Below are 16,921 nucleotides of genomic sequence, written 5' to 3'. Positions count from 1 at the left end.
GCGCGTCACGGCCCTCCGGCCCCGCCCCCAGACCTCCCTCACCACCAACGGCATCGGCCTCGGACGCACCGCCGCCGCCCTGAAGGCGGCCGGCCTGGACCGGGTCAACGTCTCCCTGGACACCCTCCGCCCGGACGTCTTCAAGACCCTCACCCGCCGTGACCGCCACAAGGACGTCATCGAGGGCCTGCGCGCCGCCCGCGACGCCGGCCTGACCCCCGTCAAGGTCAACACGGTCCTGATGCCCGGGCTGAACGAGGAGGAGGCCCCCGACCTGCTCGCCTGGGCCGTCGAGCACGACTACGAGCTGCGGTTCATCGAGCAGATGCCCCTGGACGCCCAGCACGGCTGGAAGCGCGAGGGCATGGTCACCGCGGGCGACATCCTCGCCTCCCTGCGCACCCGTTTCGAGCTCACCCCCGAGGGCGCCGAGGAGCGCGGCTCGGCCCCCGCCGAGCGCTGGATCGTGGACGGCGGACCGCACCGCGTCGGCGTCATCGCCTCCGTCACCCGCCCGTTCTGCGCGGCCTGCGACCGCACCCGCCTGACGGCCGACGGCCAGATACGCACCTGCCTGTTCGCCACCGAGGAGACCGACCTGCGCGGCGCCCTGCGCTCCGGCGCCCCGGACGAGGAGATCGCCCGGATCTGGCGGCTGGCCATGTGGGGCAAGAAGGCAGGCGCGGGCCTGGACGACCCGTCCTTCGTGCAGCCCGACCGGCCGATGTCCGCGATCGGCGGCTAGCGGTCCCGCGGCTTCGGGCCGGCGTCCGCGGCTTCGGGTCAGCCGTCCGCTGCCGCGGACCACTCGGCGAAGGGGACCACGTCCTTCAGGAACCCGCGCACCCCGAGGAACTGCGACAGGTGCTCACGGTGCTCCTCGCACGCCAGCCACGTCTTGCGGCGCTCCGGCGTGTGGATCTTCGGGTTGTTCCACGCCAGCACCCACACGGCCGCGGCATGGCAGCCCTTGGCGGAGCAGATCGGGATGTCGTCAGTCACAGGTTTCTCACAGCCACGCAAACAAGGCGACGCCGAGCAGCCACGGGGGGAGCTGCCCGGCGTCGGTCTGTCGCTCCGACGGGGGATGCGGAGCGCGTACGCAGTATGTCATGGGTCACCCGCCCCCCGGCACCGGAACAACATGATTGATCTGAGGTTTTCCTGAGCTTCCCGCGGCGGTGCGGCACCCCCGGTCCTGGAGCCACGGGGGGCGTCCTGGTCACACCCCGTCCGCGTCGGCACGCTGGTGCCGGGGCGCCTCGCCCTTCGCTCCCGCCGCGGTGCCGTCCGACCCGTCCTCCGGGCCGGACTTGGCGAACGCGTCGTCCGAGCGCGGCGGCGTGATCATCGGTCGCGTCGGCATGGCCACGAACGTACCCGGCAGATCCGGCGCGTTCTCCCGCCCCGCGTTGGCGATGACCACCGCGACGTAGGGCAGGACGAGACCGAGCACCAGGGCCGCGATCGCCACGTACCGCTCGACGTTCCACAGCGACACGGCGAGGATCACCGACAGGGTGCGGACCGTCATCGAGATGACGTAGCGCCGCTGCCGGCCGCGCACGTCCTCCTGGAGGCCCGTCCGGGCCCCCGTGATCCGGAAAACCTGGGCGTTGCCGTCGCCGTGCTGTTTCCGCATCACTTTCCACCATCCGTCCGCATCGGATCGTCCGTATCGGACAGTTCCCCGTCCCGTGTCCGGTCCGTGACCGGTCGGGACACCGGCACGCACACCTCCAAGGTACGCCGCGCCCGTGGCCGCATCGAGAGTGGGGCGCCCTCCTGCCAGCGCGAACGGCCCCCGCGCCGGCGCCGGCGGGCCCACGCCTTCGTCCGTACGGCCGCGCCGGGCGGGCAGGGCGCGGCCGGCGCGCCGACACTGGGCGTAATGCTCATGTCGGACCGGACGAGGAGGCGGCCATGGGCTGGTTGTGGGCGATCATCGTGGGCTTTGTGCTGGGCCTGATCGCCAAGGCGGTCATTCCCGGCAAACAGCACAGCCCGCTCTGGCTGACCACCATCTTCGGCATCCTCGGCGCGATCGTCGGCAACGCGGTCGCCGTCGCGGCCGGCGTCGGCGAGACGTCCGGCATCGACTGGATCCGCCACATCTTCCAGCTGGTCGCCGCCATCATCATCGTCGCCCTGGGCGACGCCGCCTACATGGCGCTGTGGGGCAACAGGAAGCTCCAGCGATCCGCCCGGTAGCCGGAGCCGGAGCCGGAGCCGGTAGCCGGTCGCTGTAGCCGGTGGCCGGCACCGCGCCCGCGCGGACGCGGTGCCGGCCACCGTGCGGGCGGCGCCTCAGCCGCCGGTGACCTCGACCGCCGCCAGGTTCTTCTTGCCCCGGCGCAGCACCAGCCAGCGCCCGTGCAGCAGGTCCTCCTTGGCGGGGACCGCGTCCTCGGCGGTGACCTTGACGTTGTTCACGTAGGCGCCGCCCTCCTTCACCGTGCGGCGGGCGGCCGACTTGCTGGCCACCAGGCCGACCTCGGCGAACAGGTCGACGACCGGGCCGAGCTCGGCCACCTGGACGTGCGGCACCTCGGACAGCGCCGCGGTCAGCGTCCGCCCGTCCAGCTCCGCCAGCTCGCCCTGGCCGAACAGCGCCCTGGACGCGGCGATCACGGCGGCGGTCTGGTCCGCGCCGTGCACCAGCGTCGTCAGCTCCTCGGCCAGCGCGCGCTGCGCGGCCCGGGCCTGCGGGCGCTCCTCGGTCTGCCGCTCCAGCTCCTCAAGTTCCTCGCGGGACTTGAAGGACAGGATGCGCAGGTAGCGGGAGATGTCACGGTCGTCCACGTTCAGCCAGAACTGGTAGAACGCGTACGGCGTCGTCATCTCCGGGTCGAGCCAGACCGCGCCGCCCTCGGTCTTGCCGAACTTGGTGCCGTCCGCCTTCGTCATCAGCGGCGTCGCCAGCGCGTGCACCTCGGCCTCGGGCTCCAGCCGGTGGATCAGGTCGAGCCCCGCCGTCAGGTTGCCCCACTGGTCGCTGCCGCCCTGCTGGAGCGTGCAGCCGTACCGCCGGTAGAGCTGGAGGAAGTCCATGCCCTGGAGGATCTGGTAGCTGAACTCCGTGTAGCTGATGCCCTGGTCGGACTCCAGGCGCCGGGCCACGGAGTCCTTCGTCAGCATCTTGTTGACGCGGAAGTGCTTGCCGATGTCCCGCAGGAACTCGATCGCGGACAGGCCCTGGGTCCAGTCGAGGTTGTTCACCATGACCGCGGCGTTCTCGCCCTCGAAGGACAGGAACGGCTCGATCTGGCCGCGCAGCCTGCCCACCCAGCCGGCCACCGTCTCCGGATCGTTGAGCGTGCGCTCCGCCGTGGGGCGCGGGTCGCCGATCAGGCCCGTGGCGCCGCCGACCAGCGCCAGCGGCCGGTGCCCGGCCTGCTGGAGCCGGCGCACGGTGAGCACCTGGACCAGGTGCCCGACGTGCAGGGACGGCGCGGTCGGGTCGAAGCCGCAATAGAACGTGACGGGACCGTCCGCGAGCGCCTTGCGCAAAGCGTCCTCGTCAGTGGACAGGGCGAACAGCCCCCGCCACTTCAGCTCGTCGACGATGTCCGTCACGGTTCTCTTGTCTCCTCGGTGATCGCGGGGCAGTCGGGTGACAGCCGACTACGAGGTTATACGCCCTGACTGACAGAGCTCATGTTGAAATCCGGGACGCGGAGCATGGGCATCGCCGCCCTGGTGAAGTAGTCGCTCCACTCCCTGGGCAGCGTCCGCTCGGTGCGCCCCGCCTCGGCCGCCCGGCCCAGCAGGTCCACCGGCGACTCGTTGAACCGGAAGTTGTTGACCTGGCCGGTCACCTCGCCGTTCTCCACCAGGTACACCCCGTCCCGGGTCAGGCCCGTGAGCAGCAGCGTCGCGGGGTCCACCTCGCGGATGTACCACAGGCAGGTCAGCAGCAGCCCGCGCTCGGTGCCGGCCACCATCTCCTCGGCCGAGCGGTCGTCGCCGCCGTCCAGGATCAGGTTCCCCGCCGAGGGCGCCAGCGGCAGCCCGGTCAGGCCCGCGCTGTGCCGGGTGGTCAGCAGGTTCCGCAGCTCCCCGCCGCCGATCCACTCGGTCGCCCGCACCGGCAGCCCGTTGTCGAACACCGACCGGTCGTCCCCGGAGGAGTGCGCGACCACGAACGGGGCGCACTCCAGCCCCGGCTCGTGCGGGTCGCTGCGCAGGCTCAGCGGCAGCTCGCTGAGCCGGTCGCCGACGCGGGTGCCGCCGCCGGGGCGCGAGAACACCGTGCGCCCCTCCGCCGCGTCCCGGCCCGAGGCCGACCACATCTGGTAGATCAGCAGGTCCGCGACCGCGGTGGGCGGCAGCAGCGTCTCGTAGCGGCCCGCGGGCAGCTCGATCCGCCGCTCGGCCCAGCCGAGCCGTACGGCGAGCTCCGCGTCCAGCGCCGCCGGGTCGACGTCCTTGAAGTCCCGCGTGGCACGCCCCGCCCACGCCGAGCGCGTACGGTCCGGGGACTTGGCGTTCAGCTCCAGCGTGCCGTTGGGCTGGTCGTGCCTCAGACGCAGCCCCGTCGACGTGCCGAGGTAGGTCGACACCAGCTCGTGGTTGGCGAAGCCGTACAGCTCGCGCCCGCCGGCACGCGCGCGTGCGAAGGACTCGCCGAGCGCCGGCGCGAAGTCGGCGAACACCGCCGAGGAGGTCTCGGCGGGCGCGTCGGTGAAGTCGGGGGACTGCGGTACGTCCGTGACCAGCGGCTGGGCGTCCTCGGCGGGCCCGGCGCCGTGCGCGGCGGCCTCGGCGGCCCGCACCAGCGGCTCCAGCTCGTCGTCCGTCACCGCCGACCGGGACACGACACCGGAGGCGGTGCCCTCCTTGCCGTCGACGGTCGCGATGACGGTGAGCGTGCGCCCGCGCGTGACGCCGTTCGTGGTCAGCGCGTTGCCCGCCCAGCGCAGGTTTGCGGTGGAGTGCTCGTCGGCGATCACGACGCAACCGTCGGCCCGGGACAGGGAAAGAGCCCGCTCGACGACCTCGTGCGGCTTGCTGGTGCGCGGGCTCATCGACCGGCCTCCTGGGTGGTGTTCAGAATGTTGACGCCCCGGAACAGGGCCGAGGGACAGCCGTGCGAGACGGCCGCGATCTGGCCCGGCTGGGCCTTGCCGCAGTTGAAGGCGCCGCCCAGGACGTAGGTCTGCGGGCCGCCGACCGCCGCCATGGAGCCCCAGAAGTCGGTGGTGGTCGCCTGGTAGGCGACGTCGCGCAGCTGCCCGGTCAGCCGCCCGTTCTCGATCCGGAAGAAGCGCTGCCCGGTGAACTGGAAGTTGTAGCGCTGCATGTCGATGGACCACGACCGGTCCCCGACCACGTAGATCCCCCGGTCCACCCCGCCGATCAGGTCCTCGGTGGACATCCCGGCCGGATCCGGCCTCAGCGACACGTTCGCCATGCGCTGCACGGGCACGTGCCCGGGGGAGTCGGCGAAGGCGCACCCGTTGGACCGCTCGAACCCGGTCAGCCGCGCGATCCTGCGGTCCAGCTGGTAGCCGACCAGCGTCCCCTCCTTCACCAGGTCCCACGACTGCGCCTCGACGCCCTCGTCGTCGTAGCCGACCGTGGCCAGGCCGTGCTCTGCGGTGCGGTCACCGGTGACGTTCATCAGCTCGGAGCCGTACCGCAGCTTGCCGAGCTGGTCGAAGGTGGCGAAGGAGGTGCCGGCGTAGGCGGCCTCGTAGCCGAGCGCGCGGTCCAGCTCGGTGGCGTGCCCGATGGACTCGTGGATGGTCAGCCACAGGTTGGAGGGGTCGACCACGAGGTCGTAGACCCCCGCCTCGACGCTCGGCGCGCGCATCTTCTCGGCCAGCAGTCCCGGAATCCGCTCCAGCTCGCCCTCCCAGTCCCAGCCGGTCCCCGTCAGGTACTCCCAGCCGCGCCCGGCGGGCGGCGCCAGCGTGCGCATGGAGTCGAACTCCCCGCTGGACTCGTCCACCGACACGGCGGTCAGCTGCGGATGCAGCCGCACCCGCTGCTGCGTGGTCACGGTCCCCGCCGTGTCGGCGTAGAACTTGTTCTCGTGCACCGTCAGCAGGGAGGCGTCGACATGGTTGACGCCGTCGCCCGCCAGCAGCCGCGAACTCCACTCGGCGAGCAGCGCGGTCTTCTCCTCGTCCGGCACGGAGAACGGGTCGATCTCGTACGACGACACCCACGTCTTCTCCGCGTGCACCGGCTCCCCGGCCAGCTCCACGCGCTCGTCCGACCCGGCGGCCCTGATGATCCGCGCGGACAGCTTCGCCATCGCCACGGCCTGCGTGGCCACCCGCGCCGCCGCGTCCATGGTCAGGTCCACACCCGAGGCGAAGCCCCACGTCCCGCCGTGCACGACCCGCACCGCGTACCCGAGGTCGGTGGTGTCCGACGACCCCGACGGCCGCGCGTCCCTCAGCCGCCAGGACGCGCTGCGCACCCGCTCGAACCGGAAGTCCGCGTGCTCCGCGCCCAGCGCACGCGCCCGCGCGAGCGCCGCGTCGGCGAGGGCGCGTAGGGGAAGGGCCGTGAAGGCCTCGTCGATCGTATGTGGCACCGGGGATCTCCCTGCTGTCGTCGCCTGTGGCTCCGATCATGTCGCGCGGGCGGCGGCGGGGACCACATGTTTGCGGGCCGAGTCCGCTGTTTTCTGTAGGGACTCGACAGTGAGTCCCGCACGTCACTGTCGGTGCCCGCTTGTCCGCCGTCGCGGCGGTACCGATAGGTTTTCGGTGAAGCCGCCTGTCATCCGCGTGTCCGGGTGAACAGCCGGAACGCCTAGAGACCGCTACGAAAGGGTGATCCGTTGAGCCGCTCGGTTCTCGTCACCGGAGGCAACCGGGGCATCGGCCTCGCCATCGCCCGCGCGTTCGCCGACGCCGGCGACCAGGTCGCGATCACGTACCGCTCGGGGGAGCCGCCGGCCGGTTTCTTCGCCGTCAAGTGCGACATCACCGACCCCGAGCAGGTGGAGCAGGCCTACAAGGAGATCGAGGCCGAGCAGGGTCCGGTCGAGGTGCTGATCGCCAACGCCGGCGTCACCAAGGACCAGCTGCTCATGCGGATGACCGAGGAGGACTTCACCTCGGTCATCGACACCAACCTCACCGGCACCTTCCGCGTCGTCAAGCGTGCCAACCGGGGCATGCTGCGCGCCAAGAAGGGCCGCGTCGTCCTGGTCTCCTCCGTGGTCGGCCTGCTCGGCTCGGCCGGCCAGGCCAACTACGCCGCCTCCAAGGCCGCCCTCGTCGGCTTCGCGCGCTCCCTCGCCCGTGAGCTGGGCTCGCGCAACATCACCTTCAACGTCGTCGCCCCCGGCTTCGTCGACACCGACATGACCCGCGCGCTCAACGACGAGCAGCGCGAGGCGATCATGTCGCAGGTGCCGCTCGGCCGATACGCGCAGCCGGAGGAAGTCGCCGCTGCGGTGCGGTTCCTCGCCTCGGACGAGGCCTCGTACATCACTGGAGCCGTCATCCCGGTTGACGGCGGACTGGGAATGGGTCACTGATCACCATGAGCGGAATCCTCGAGGGCAAGCGCGTCCTGATCACCGGTGTGCTGATGGAGTCCTCCATCGCCTTCCACACCGCCAAGCTGGCTCAGGAGCAGGGCGCGGAGATCATCCTCACCGCCTTCCCGCGGCCCACCCTGACCGAGCGCATCGCCAAGAAGCTCCCCAAGCCCACCAAGGTCATCGAGCTCGACGTCACCAACGACGAGCACCTCGGGCGCCTGGCCGACGTGGTCGGCGAGGAGCTCGGCGGGCTCGACGGCGTAGTGCACTCCATCGGCTTCGCGCCGCAGGACGCGCTCGGCGGCAACTTCCTCAACACGCCGTTCGAGTCGGTGTCCACCGCCATGCACGTCTCGGCGTTCTCCCTGAAGTCGCTGACCATGGCCTGCCTGCCGCTGATGCAGAACGGCGGCTCGGTGGTGGGGCTCACCTTCGACGCGCAGTACGCGTGGCCGCAGTACGACTGGATGGGCCCGGCCAAGGCCGCCCTGGAGGCCGTCAACCGGTACCTGGCGCGCGACCTCGGCAAGCAGAACGTCCGCACCAACCTCATCTCCGCGGGCCCGATCGGCTCCATGGCCGCCAAGTCCATCCCCGGCTTCGGCGAGCTCGCCTCCGTCTGGGACACCCGTGCCCCGCTGGAGTGGGACCTGAAGGACCCCGAGCCGGCCGGCCGCGGTGTCGTGGCGCTGCTGAGCGACTGGTTCCCGAAGACCACCGGCGAGATCATCCACGTGGACGGCGGTCTGCACGCCGTCGGCGCCTGACGGCTGCCGCCTCCGGCGGCGCACAGCACACGGGCCCGCGCCCCTTCGGGGGTGCGGGCCCTCGCGCGTTCCGGGGCGTCCGACGGCGGCAGCCGCTCCGTTCACCCGGTCGGAGTACCCGGCCGGGCGGGGCGCGGCCGGCGGGTCGACGCTTGTAGTACGCCCCTCACCTCACGTTTTCCTCCCCAGCCCGGCCGAGGAGGTCCCTGTGCGCCTGTCCCGCAGCGTGGCCTCGGTGACCGTGGCCGTGGCTCTCGTACTGTCCCTGCCTTACGAGGCGATGCCGCACGCGCGCGTGCGGACCGGCCCGCCCACGGCGGCCGAACCGTTCGGCGCCACCTGCCGCACCGGCGTCTCCGGGTCACGGGTGACCGCCTACTGCCACAACCCGTACCCCGAGACGGACCGGGTCGGCCTGCACATCGAGTGCGCCCGCTGGTGGGACCTGGACAGCGACGGCTCACCGGTGGACGTGGGACCCGCGCAGACCGTGCGGCTGACCGGCCGCTGCTGGATGGAGGTCCGCTCGGCCTGGGTCAGCCACGAACCGGACTGAAGCCTTTCTTCCGGGTCAGGCCGGCTCCGAGTTGCCTCGCCTGCCGGGCGACCGGCGGCAAGATCCGGAAGAGAGGCCCTGGAGCCGGCCGGTACGGCACTGGAACGGATAGCTCGCCGCCTCCACCCCGGCGGCCTCGGCGTCGCCCGCGCGGATCGCGTCGAGCAGCCGGGTGTGGTCCATGTACGTGTCCGGCGTCAGCTCGGCGCCGACGTCCGCGCGCAGCCAGTCCCGCAGCACCTCGCCGAGGTCCGCGTACATCGCGGTCATGACGTCGTTGTGGGAGGCGGCCACGACCGCCAGGTGGAAGGTGGAGTCCGCGGTCACGAACGCCTCCGTGTCACCGGACTCCCAGGCCTCCTCGCGGCGCAGCAACTGAGCGTGCAGTTGCTTGAGGTCCTTCTCGGTGCGTCGCTCGGCGGCCAGCCTCGCCGCGGCCGACTCCAGGGTCGAGCGCAGTTCCGCGATGTGCCGCGCGTCGGCGCCCGCGAAGCGGCGGTGCATCACGCCCGCCAGTTCGCTGGTGGCCACCACGTACGTGCCCGAGCCCTGGCGGATGTCGAGCAGGCCGTTGTGCGCGAGGGCGCGGACCGCCTCGCGGACGGTGTTGCGGGCCACCCCGAGCTGCTCCACCAGCTCGGGCTCCGTGGGGATGCGGGAGCCGACCGGCCACTCGCCCGAGGTGATCTGGTTCCGCAGCGCGGCGATGACCTGCTCGGACAGCGCCGAGCGGCGCGGATGGCTCAGGGGCATGGCACACCTTCGCACGCGGGGCGCCGGGAGCGGGTCCCGGGCCATGGACAGCCAATCATCCCATGATTCTATGATGGATCCCATGGCACGCGAGGAGACGACCCGGACGACGACGACAACGACCCACCCCGCACCGGCCGCGACCGCCGCCCCCGGGGAGCCCCGCACGGCGGGCCCCACGCGCGCGTGGACCATGCGTCTGGTCGTCGTCGGCATCGTGCTGTCGGCGCTGAACCTGCGCCCCGCCATCACCAGCCTCGGGGCGCTCCTGGAGGAGGTCCGCGACGGGCTCGGCATGAGCGGCAGCGTGGCCGGTGTGCTCACCTCGGTGCCCCCGCTGTGCTTCGCCGTCTTCGGTGTCATGGCGCCCCGGCTCGCCCGCCGCTTCGGACTCCCGGCCGTGGTGTGCGCGGGCATGACCGCCATCACCGCGGGCCTGCTGATCCGGCCGTACGCCGGCGGCACGTTCGCGTTCGTGGCCGCCAGCGCGCTCGCCCTCATGGGCATCGCCGTCAGCAACGTCCTCATGCCGGTCATCGTCAAGCGCTGGTTCCCCGACCGGGTCGGGTCCATGACCGGCCTGTACTCGATGGCCCTGGCGCTCGGCACCTCGGCCGCCGCCGCCGCGACCGTGCCGCTGACCGGCGCGCTCGGCGGCGGCTGGCAGGCGGGGCTCGCCGCGTGGGCCGCGCTCGCCGCGGTCGCCGTACTGCCGTGGCTGCCTCTGATACGGGAGCGGGGATCGGCGGACCGGGGGAGGGGATCGGCGCCTTCCGGGCGGGCGCGGGCCGGGCGGGAGCCCGCGCGGGACGAGGGGTCCGGTGCCGGTGAGGAGCGGGCTCCCGCGCGGGAGGCGCAGTCACCGGCGCTGCGGATCACCCGGAGCCGTACGGCCTGGGCGCTGGCCGTGTTCTTCGGCCTCCAGGCCACCGCCGCCTACATCACCATGGGCTGGATGGCGCAGATCTTCCGCGACGCGGGCGTGCCCGCCGGGACGGCCGGACTGCTGCTCGCCGTCACCATGGTCATGGGCGTGCCGCTCGCCTTCGTCATCCCGCGCGTGGCCACCCGGCTGCCCCGCCAGGGCCCGATCGTGCTGGTGCTCGGCGTCTGCGGCCTCGCCGGCTACGCCGGCCTGTACTTCGCGCCGGCCGCCGGCGCCTGGGCGTGGGCCCTGCTCCTCGGCGTGTCCAACTGCGCCTTCCCGCTCGCGCTCACCATGGTCGGCATGCGGGCCCGCACCGGCGCGGGCGTGGCCCAGTTGTCGGCGTTCGCGCAGAGCACCGGCTACCTGATCTCCATTCCGGGGCCGCTGCTGGTCGGCGTGCTGTACCAGAGCAGCGGCGGCTGGGGGCTGCCGATCGCGCTCATGGCCGCGCTGATGATCCCGCAGATGGTGGTGGGCTGCCTGGCCGGACGCGACCGCACGGTGGAGGAGGAGGCGACGCGCTGAGAGCCCCCGGGGGCCGTGTCGCGGGCGAAGGGTGCGAGACTGGGCGCATGCAGCCTGTGCTCGATCCCAACCCGCCGAACGGCCAGAAGAAGATGCTGCTCGTCTTCGGCTCGTTCTTCGCCATCTTCGTGATCATCGCCATCGTCGCGACCATCGCCTCGCCCTGAGCCGCGCCCTGATCCCGTGTCCCGTCGCACCGGTCCGGATCCCGCCGCGCCGACCCCTTGGTAGGGCTGGCACCACCATCCCCTAGGGGGCCAGGGTCAGGGTCAAGTGGGTGGATCACCGGATGGGCCGCGGGGCGCCCTTTCCGTAACTTCGAGATGTGACCGCGGGCGGCGGTCCCAGGACCACTCGAAGACCAGCGGAGGCGATCATGTCGGCCCCTACGTACACCCGGCCCCACACGGCGTCCCGGGGCGGCGCCGGCAACCGGCTGCCGTGGTGGGCCCTGGCCCTCCCGGCCCTCGCCTTCATCACGCTGCTGGCCCTGATACTGAACCCGTCGAACGCGCATGCGGCAACCGGCGACCCCGCCGTCACCCAGCTGCTTCAGCGCGCGCAGGAACTGCTGGCCCGCTGAAGAAAGCCGCATGTCAACTCCCTGCGCCCCGTGGCCTGTTTCATGCGAAGCTGGGAGCCATGAGCGTCGCAGAACCCCGCAGGATTGTCCTCTTCCGGCATGCGAAAGCCGACTGGCCCCAGGTGACCGACCACGAGCGACCGCTCGCCGAGCGTGGCCGCACGGACGCCGCGGTCGCCGGACGCAAGCTGGCCGACACCGGCATCCCCATCGACCTGGCCCTGTGCTCGACCGCGGCCCGCACCCGCGAGACCTGGAAGCTCGCCGTCCACGAACTGCCGCACCGGCCGAAAACCGTCTATGAGGAGCGGGTCTACGAGGCTTCGCCCGGCGAACTGATCACCGTGCTCAACGAGACGCCGGACGACGTGCAGAACCTCGTCCTGATCGGCCACAACCCGGGCGTCCAGGGCCTGGCCGAGGTGCTGTCCGGCTCCGCCGAACCGGAGGCCCGCGAGCGGATGAGCCGCCGCGGCTTCCCCGCCGCCGCCTTCGCCGTCGTCTCCTTCGACGGCTCCTGGAAGAGCCTGGAGCCGGGCGTGGCCACGCTGCTCGACTACTGGGCGCCCTCGGACTGACCGCACCCCCGCGCTCGGTCCGCGCGGGGCCCGCCCCGGCGGTCCGCACGGGACGAGTGCCCCGCGCGGGAGGCCCGGCAGCCCTGGAGGGCGCCGGGCCTCATGGCGTACTGGGGGCTCAGTGCTCCTCGTGGGCGTCGGCCGCCTCGACCTCCTCGCGGGTGACCCCGAGCAGATACAGGACCGTGTCCAGGAACGGCACGTTCACCGCCGTGTGCGCCGCCTCCCGGACCACCGGCTTGGCGTTGAAGGCGACCCCGAGACCGGCCGCGTTGAGCATGTCCAGATCGTTGGCCCCGTCCCCGATCGCCACCGTCTGCGACAACGGCACGCCCGCCTGCGCGGCGAACCTCCGCAGCAGCCGTGCCTTGCCCGCCCGGTCGACGATCTCGCCGGTGACCCGGCCGGTGAGCCTGCCGTCGACGATCTCCAGGGTGTTGGCCTGCGCGAAGTCCAGGCCCAGCCGCTCCTTGAGGTCGTCGGTGACCTGGGTGAACCCGCCCGAGACGACACCCACCTGGTAGCCGAGCCGCTTGAGCGTACGGATCAGGGTGCGCGCGCCCGGCGTGAGCCGGACCTCGCTGCGGACCTTGTCCACCACCGAGGCGTCCAGCCCCTGGAGCAGCGCCACACGCGCGTGCAGCGACTGCTCGAAGTCCAGTTCCCCGCGCATCGCGGCGGCCGTCACCTCGGCGACCTTGTCCTCGCAGCCGGCGTGCGCGGCGAAGAGCTCGATCACCTCGTCCTGGATGAGCGTGGAGTCCACGTCCATCACGACCAGGCGCTGCGCCCGCCGGTGCAGGCCCGCCGCGACCACCGCGACATCGACACCCAGTGCCGCCGCGTCGGTGGCCAGTGCGGTGCGCAGCGGTTCGGTCTCCACGCCGGACACCGCGAACTCCACTGCCGTGACCGGGTACTTGGCGAGCCGGAAGATACGGTCGATGTTGCCCCCGGCCTTGGTGATCCGTGCCGCGATCTGGGCGGTCGCCTCGGCGGTGAGCGGATGGCCGAGCACGGTGACCAGGGAGCGCCCCGAGCCGCGCGGCCGGTTGTCGCCCCGGCCGGAGATGATCTCGGCCTGCATCTTCATCGACTCGGCCCAGCTGTGCACGGTGGCCCGCAGGTCGCCCTCGAGCCCGGCGGGGGGCTGGGTGACGAGCGCGCACAGCACCATCCGGCCACGGGTGACGACCTGCTCGATGTCGACCACGTCGAGGGAGTAGGCGGCGAGGGTGTCGAAGAGTCCGGCCGTGATGCCCGGCCTGTCCTTCCCGAAGATCTTGACGAGAAGGGTGGGTTCGTCGGCAGTCTGCGAAGCGCTCATGGTGTTTCCACCGTATCCGGCACCCAGTGCCTCACGCCCCTCAGGTCCGCCTGGCGGACAGGTATTCGGACCGTCACTTCTTCGGCGCCCGGGGAGGCCTCGGCGGCGGGGGAGCGTCGTCGGGCGGGGGCGGCGGCCACTCGCCCGCGCGGGGGCGCGGCCGTCGCTCGGGCGGCCGCGGTGGCGGCGGCGGTACCGGCCCGATCATCGTCGGAGCCCCGGCGACGTCCTCGTCCCCGTCCCGCACCTCGCCGGGCAACTGGAGGTAGGGATTCGTGGCGGCATTCGGCGGCCGGTAGGGCACCCCCGGCACATAGGGCCCGGCCTGCCCGTCCGCGCCGCCTTCCCCGGCCCCACGTGACCCTGCCGGCCCGCCCCCGCCCCGGGGCCCGGAGCCGGGAGTGCCCGACCCGGAAGCGGCACGTCCAGCCGACCCGTCCCGGTTCTGGGCACCACCAGACCCCACCGGCCCGTCCCCGTCCCGGGGACCACCAGACCCCGCGCGCCCGCCCCGGGCTCCGGAGGCTGGTGTCCCCGCCCGCCCGTCCCGGGATCCGCGCGCACCGGGTGCGCCGCGTCCGTATCCCGGTGCGTACGGCTCCACCCGCCCGTCCCGGGATCCGCGCGCACCGGGTGCGCCGCGTCCGTATCCCGGTGCGTACGGCTCCACCCGCCCGTCCCGTCCCGGCGGCCCGGCCGCATAAGGTCCCGCCTGCTGGTTCCCGGATCCGTGGGGTTCTCCCGGCCCGGCGGCCCCGCCCCATTCCCGGGTGGTGCCCGGCCTCGGCTCCTCCGCTCCGCCCCACCGGCGGGTGGCCTCCCAGCCTCCCGCCTCCCCGTCCCGCCGCCCTCCGATGCCGCCCGCCGGACTCCCCCCGGAGACCGCGCCGTACCCGGCGGCACCCACCGCCGGGCTTCCCCCGCAGGCGCCCGCGCCGTACCCCGCGGCGCCCGCCGCCGGGCTCCCCGCGGGGGCACCCGCACCCCGCCCTGCGGTGCCTGCCGCCGGGACCGGTGTCGCGGGGCCTCCCGCGGCGCCCAGGGCCAGTGGTGACGCCCGGCGGCCCGCTGCTCCCGCCGCGGTCGCCAGAAGGGCGCCGGCCGCACCCGCGCCGGCGCCCCACACGGCGCCCAGCAGCAGCGCCGTACCGAGGTGCCCGTGCAACTCGATCCCCGCGCCGAACGCGTCGAAGCCCAGTACCGACAGCGAGGCGTCGACGGACACCTCCGTCAGCCAGGCGAGGAGCGGAAGGGCCAGCGCGGTCACGACGCCCAGCCGCAGCGCGCACCGCCCCGCGAACCCGAGGGAGCCCGAGCCCCGGCCGCTCCCCGGCGCCGGGGGACCGGCGGCCACGGGAGTGCGTACCGCCGTCAGCACCCCCGCCAGCAGCATCGTCAGCGCCGCCGCGACCCCCAGCAGCCACACGCGGCCGTCCAGTTGGGCCAGCCGCCCCAGCGTGACCGGCTGGTCCGATTGGACGGTCAGCAACTGGTCCAGCGGATGGGGCAGCAACTTGGCCAGCTCGCCCGTGGCCCTGCCGTCCCACGGCACGAACAGGCCGACCGGGATGCCGAGCCACACCCCGTTCGGCGCGCCGAGCAGCGCGGCCCCCGCGATGCGCCGGGGATGGGCGTCCCCGATCGCCGCGTACCCGGCCGCCGCGAGCCCCGCGACTACCGCCACAAGTAACACGCAAACCAGCGCCGACACGGCCGGCCGCACGACCCGGTGAACGGCCTGCCAGCCGCGTGGCAGCGGGGTGCGGCGCGAGGCGAGCAGGGCGACGAGGAGGACGCCCGCCGACCAGCAGAGCCCGCCGAGCAGCGTGGGCGCGGTGTCCACGGTGAACCCCACGGCCGCCTTGGCGTCGATCAGCTTGCCGATGTTGTCCGGCAGCAGCCCGCCGATGTTGCCGAGGTCGCCGAGCCCGGGAATGCTCACGTCCCCCGAACCCCCGCCGCCCGGCAGCCGGTCGAGCCCGAGCGAGCCGCCGTCGATCGTGACGACGTCGTGCCCCGCCCAGGCGAGGCCGCCCATCATCGCCACGAACAGCGCCACCACCGCCCCCGCTCGCGCCAGCAGTTCGCCCGGCGCGATCACGACTCCCGCCGGGCGCAGGGACCGCAGGAAGAAGTACGACAGCAGCAGCGCACCGGCCAGTCCCACCCCCAGTGGCGTGATCTGGATGGCGGTGTGCGCCTCGGCCCCCTTGAGCCCGAACGCGGACACGTCCCCGGACGGCTTCACCGCACCGCCCGCCCCAAGTGCCACCACCGCGGCGGTCATCGGCCCCAGCGAGGCCGCCGAGTCCGCGCCCAGCAGATGCAGACCGAGCGCGGCCGTGCCCGCCATCCCCACCAACGCCCAGCTCACACAGGCGATCGCGGACAACAGCACGTCCGGCCACGGCGGACGGGCACCGTGACCGGCAGTGGTCCCGACTCGCTCGGCAGCACTCATGGCAGACCCCCCGATCCGCGGCGCGGCGATGCCGCCGCGCATGTCCCCCTCGCCTGGAATACCACTCTCCGGCCCGGTTTCAACCCCGTCAACGCCAACAGTCGAAGCGTGCGTTACGCACTCATGACAAGGCCCGGCTTTCGGTCAGAGGGCGGAGCCTGAAATAGTTCCCCACGATGTTCGACATCCCTAGACTCCCTGTGATGGGGGTAACTCGGGGGACAACTCAGTGGGGCATGGAGTGCCGGAACTCGTACTGGAAACAAACGGACGGACCTGGACGCTCGATGCGTCCCGGCCATACACCCTCGGACGCGATCCGCAGGGGGACATCGTGTTCGACGACGCCAGGGTCTCCTGGCGGCATGCCACGGTCAGCTTCAACGGCCGCAGTTGGGTCATCGAGGATCACGGCAGCACCAACGGCACGTTCGTGGGGGGCCAGAGGGTCCAGCAGGTGGAGATCGGCCCCGGCTCGGCCGTCCACCTGGGCAACGCCACCGACGGACCGCGCCTGAACCTCTCCGGCGCCGCGGCCTCGGTCGCCACGCCGCAGGCCCGGCCCCAGCAGCAGCCGTACGCCGCTCAGGGCGCCGGCCCCGGCTGGGCCCAGCAGGCGCCGCAGGCCCAGGCGCCGCAGGCACCGCCGTCGCAGCCGCAGGCCGGCTGGCAGCAGCCGCCGCAGCAGACGCCGTCGATCCCGCAGCAGCAGGGCTCCGGTGGCGCGGCGGGGGCGCCGCCGGTCTACGGCGACCGCAGCCCGACCACGTTCCACCAGTTCTCGCTCGGCCGCGTGATGCGCATCGGCCGCGCCCTGGAGAACGACCTGGTCGTCTCCGACCTGCAGGTCTCCCGCAACCACGCGGAGTTCCACGCGACCCCCGACGGCCGCTTCGAGATCCGCGACCTCGGCTCGCACAACGGCACGTACGTCAA

18 protein-coding genes are annotated in these 16,921 nt (G+C 72.9%); 10 read left to right on the top strand and 8 right to left on the bottom strand.

Annotation, left to right across the window (positions count from 1 at the left end; genetic code table 11):
* Positions 1-745 (top strand): GTP 3',8-cyclase MoaA (locus IE249_RS26135; RefSeq protein ID WP_229859289.1); only part of this gene is annotated, 745 nt, incomplete at its 5' end.
* 38 nt (positions 746-783) lie between these two features.
* Here the strand turns inward: IE249_RS26135 and IE249_RS26130 are convergent.
* A complete protein-coding gene (locus tag IE249_RS26130) occupies positions 784-1,002 on the bottom strand; it encodes a hypothetical protein (RefSeq protein WP_189708513.1) in 219 nt (72 codons plus the stop codon).
* 220 nt (positions 1,003-1,222) lie between these two features.
* Entirely contained in the window at positions 1,223-1,642 is a 420-nt protein-coding gene (locus IE249_RS26125; RefSeq protein WP_189708511.1) for a DUF3099 domain-containing protein, read from the bottom strand.
* 281 nt (positions 1,643-1,923) lie between these two features.
* Between IE249_RS26125 and IE249_RS26120 the strand changes: the two genes are divergently transcribed.
* A complete protein-coding gene (locus IE249_RS26120; protein ID WP_189708509.1) occupies positions 1,924-2,211 on the top strand; it encodes a GlsB/YeaQ/YmgE family stress response membrane protein in 288 nt (95 codons plus the stop codon).
* A 96-nt stretch (positions 2,212-2,307) separates the two neighbouring features.
* Here the strand turns inward: IE249_RS26120 and tyrS are convergent, their stop codons facing one another.
* From tyrS to IE249_RS26105, 3 genes are read right to left on the bottom strand one after another with little or no spacing between them, the layout of a single operon-like run.
* The gene (gene tyrS, locus IE249_RS26115) at positions 2,308-3,576 is read right to left on the bottom strand and encodes a tyrosine--tRNA ligase (RefSeq protein WP_189708507.1); all 1,269 of its coding nucleotides are present in this window, start codon (positions 3,574-3,576) and stop codon (positions 2,308-2,310) included.
* 56 nt (positions 3,577-3,632) lie between these two features.
* Complete coding sequence (locus IE249_RS26110) at positions 3,633-5,027, bottom strand: TldD/PmbA family protein (protein ID WP_189708506.1); 1,395 nt, start codon at positions 5,025-5,027, stop codon at positions 3,633-3,635.
* Entirely contained in the window at positions 5,024-6,547 is a 1,524-nt protein-coding gene (locus IE249_RS26105; protein ID WP_189708504.1) for a TldD/PmbA family protein, read from the bottom strand. Before IE249_RS26105 ends, IE249_RS26110 begins: the two co-directional genes overlap by 4 nt.
* A 249-nt stretch (positions 6,548-6,796) precedes the next feature.
* Between IE249_RS26105 and fabG the strand changes: the two genes are divergently transcribed.
* The 3 genes from fabG (at position 6,797) to IE249_RS26090 (ending at position 8,830) form a co-directional block, all read left to right on the top strand.
* Positions 6,797-7,501 carry a 3-oxoacyl-[acyl-carrier-protein] reductase gene (gene fabG / locus IE249_RS26100; protein WP_189708502.1) on the top strand — a complete coding sequence of 235 codons (705 nt, stop codon included), beginning with the start codon at positions 6,797-6,799 and terminating at the stop codon, positions 7,499-7,501.
* Positions 7,502-7,506: 5 nt separating this feature from the next.
* Entirely contained in the window at positions 7,507-8,274 is a 768-nt protein-coding gene (gene fabI, locus IE249_RS26095; RefSeq protein WP_189708500.1) for an enoyl-ACP reductase FabI, read from the top strand.
* A 208-nt stretch (positions 8,275-8,482) separates the two neighbouring features.
* Positions 8,483-8,830 carry a hypothetical protein gene (locus tag IE249_RS26090; RefSeq protein ID WP_189708497.1) on the top strand — a complete coding sequence of 116 codons (348 nt, stop codon included), beginning with the start codon at positions 8,483-8,485 and terminating at the stop codon, positions 8,828-8,830.
* 15 nt (positions 8,831-8,845) lie between these two features.
* On the opposite strand, the gene IE249_RS26085 is transcribed toward IE249_RS26090, so the two are convergent.
* Positions 8,846-9,583 (bottom strand): FadR/GntR family transcriptional regulator, encoded by a 738-nt coding sequence (locus tag IE249_RS26085; protein ID WP_189708495.1) that lies wholly within the window; start codon positions 9,581-9,583, stop codon positions 8,846-8,848.
* Positions 9,584-9,665: 82 nt separating this feature from the next.
* Here IE249_RS26085 and IE249_RS26080 point away from each other — a divergent pair, with 82 nt between their 5' ends.
* The 4 genes from IE249_RS26080 to IE249_RS26070 all read left to right on the top strand — a co-directional run bounded on the left by IE249_RS26080 (position 9,666) and on the right by IE249_RS26070 (position 12,197).
* Complete coding sequence (locus IE249_RS26080) at positions 9,666-11,036, top strand: CynX/NimT family MFS transporter (protein ID WP_229859286.1); 1,371 nt, start codon at positions 9,666-9,668, stop codon at positions 11,034-11,036.
* A gap of 47 nt (positions 11,037-11,083) precedes the next feature.
* The gene (locus IE249_RS39780; RefSeq protein WP_268249123.1) at positions 11,084-11,203 is read left to right on the top strand and encodes an SGM_5486 family transporter-associated protein; all 120 of its coding nucleotides are present in this window, start codon (positions 11,084-11,086) and stop codon (positions 11,201-11,203) included.
* 209 nt (positions 11,204-11,412) lie between these two features.
* The gene (locus IE249_RS26075) at positions 11,413-11,619 is read left to right on the top strand and encodes a hypothetical protein (protein ID WP_189708491.1); all 207 of its coding nucleotides are present in this window, start codon (positions 11,413-11,415) and stop codon (positions 11,617-11,619) included.
* Positions 11,620-11,678: 59 nt separating this feature from the next.
* Positions 11,679-12,197 (top strand): SixA phosphatase family protein, encoded by a 519-nt coding sequence (locus IE249_RS26070; RefSeq protein ID WP_189708489.1) that lies wholly within the window; start codon positions 11,679-11,681, stop codon positions 12,195-12,197.
* A gap of 118 nt (positions 12,198-12,315) precedes the next feature.
* On the opposite strand, the gene serB is transcribed toward IE249_RS26070, so the two are convergent.
* Positions 12,316-13,524: a phosphoserine phosphatase SerB gene (serB, locus tag IE249_RS26065; protein ID WP_189708487.1), complete on the bottom strand. Its 1,209-nt coding sequence runs from the start codon at positions 13,522-13,524 to the stop codon at positions 12,316-12,318.
* Positions 13,525-13,597: 73 nt separating this feature from the next.
* Positions 13,598-15,898 carry a streptophobe family protein gene (locus IE249_RS40120; RefSeq protein WP_444544814.1) on the bottom strand — a complete coding sequence of 767 codons (2,301 nt, stop codon included), beginning with the start codon at positions 15,896-15,898 and terminating at the stop codon, positions 13,598-13,600.
* Between the two features lie 328 nt (positions 15,899-16,226).
* On the opposite strand from IE249_RS40120, the gene IE249_RS38505 reads away from it, so the two are divergent.
* Positions 16,227-16,921, top strand: a 695-nt coding sequence (locus IE249_RS38505; RefSeq protein WP_229859284.1) for an FHA domain-containing protein, incomplete at its 3' end; no start/stop codon positions are given.

The organism is Streptomyces anandii JCM 4720 (assembly GCF_014650655.1).
Classification (GTDB): Bacteria; Actinomycetota; Actinomycetes; order Streptomycetales; family Streptomycetaceae; genus Streptomyces; species Streptomyces anandii.
This window is presented reverse-complemented; position numbering and strand designations above follow the sequence as displayed.

Coding starts and splice junctions, on each gene's coding strand:
- IE249_RS26125 (WP_189708511.1), bottom strand. CDS start 1,642: ATGCGGAAACAGCACGGCGACGGCAACGCCCAGGTTTTCCGGATCACG.
- IE249_RS26120 (WP_189708509.1), top strand. CDS start 1,924: ATGGGCTGGTTGTGGGCGATCATCGTGGGCTTTGTGCTGGGCCTGATC.
- IE249_RS26110 (WP_189708506.1), bottom strand. CDS start 5,027: ATGAGCCCGCGCACCAGCAAGCCGCACGAGGTCGTCGAGCGGGCTCTT.
- fabI (WP_189708500.1), top strand. CDS start 7,507: ATGAGCGGAATCCTCGAGGGCAAGCGCGTCCTGATCACCGGTGTGCTG.
- IE249_RS26085 (WP_189708495.1), bottom strand. CDS start 9,583: ATGCCCCTGAGCCATCCGCGCCGCTCGGCGCTGTCCGAGCAGGTCATC.
- IE249_RS26080 (WP_229859286.1), top strand. CDS start 9,666: ATGGCACGCGAGGAGACGACCCGGACGACGACGACAACGACCCACCCC.
- IE249_RS39780 (WP_268249123.1), top strand. CDS start 11,084: ATGCAGCCTGTGCTCGATCCCAACCCGCCGAACGGCCAGAAGAAGATG.
- IE249_RS26075 (WP_189708491.1), top strand. CDS start 11,413: ATGTCGGCCCCTACGTACACCCGGCCCCACACGGCGTCCCGGGGCGGC.
- IE249_RS26070 (WP_189708489.1), top strand. CDS start 11,679: ATGAGCGTCGCAGAACCCCGCAGGATTGTCCTCTTCCGGCATGCGAAA.
- serB (WP_189708487.1), bottom strand. CDS start 13,524: ATGAGCGCTTCGCAGACTGCCGACGAACCCACCCTTCTCGTCAAGATC.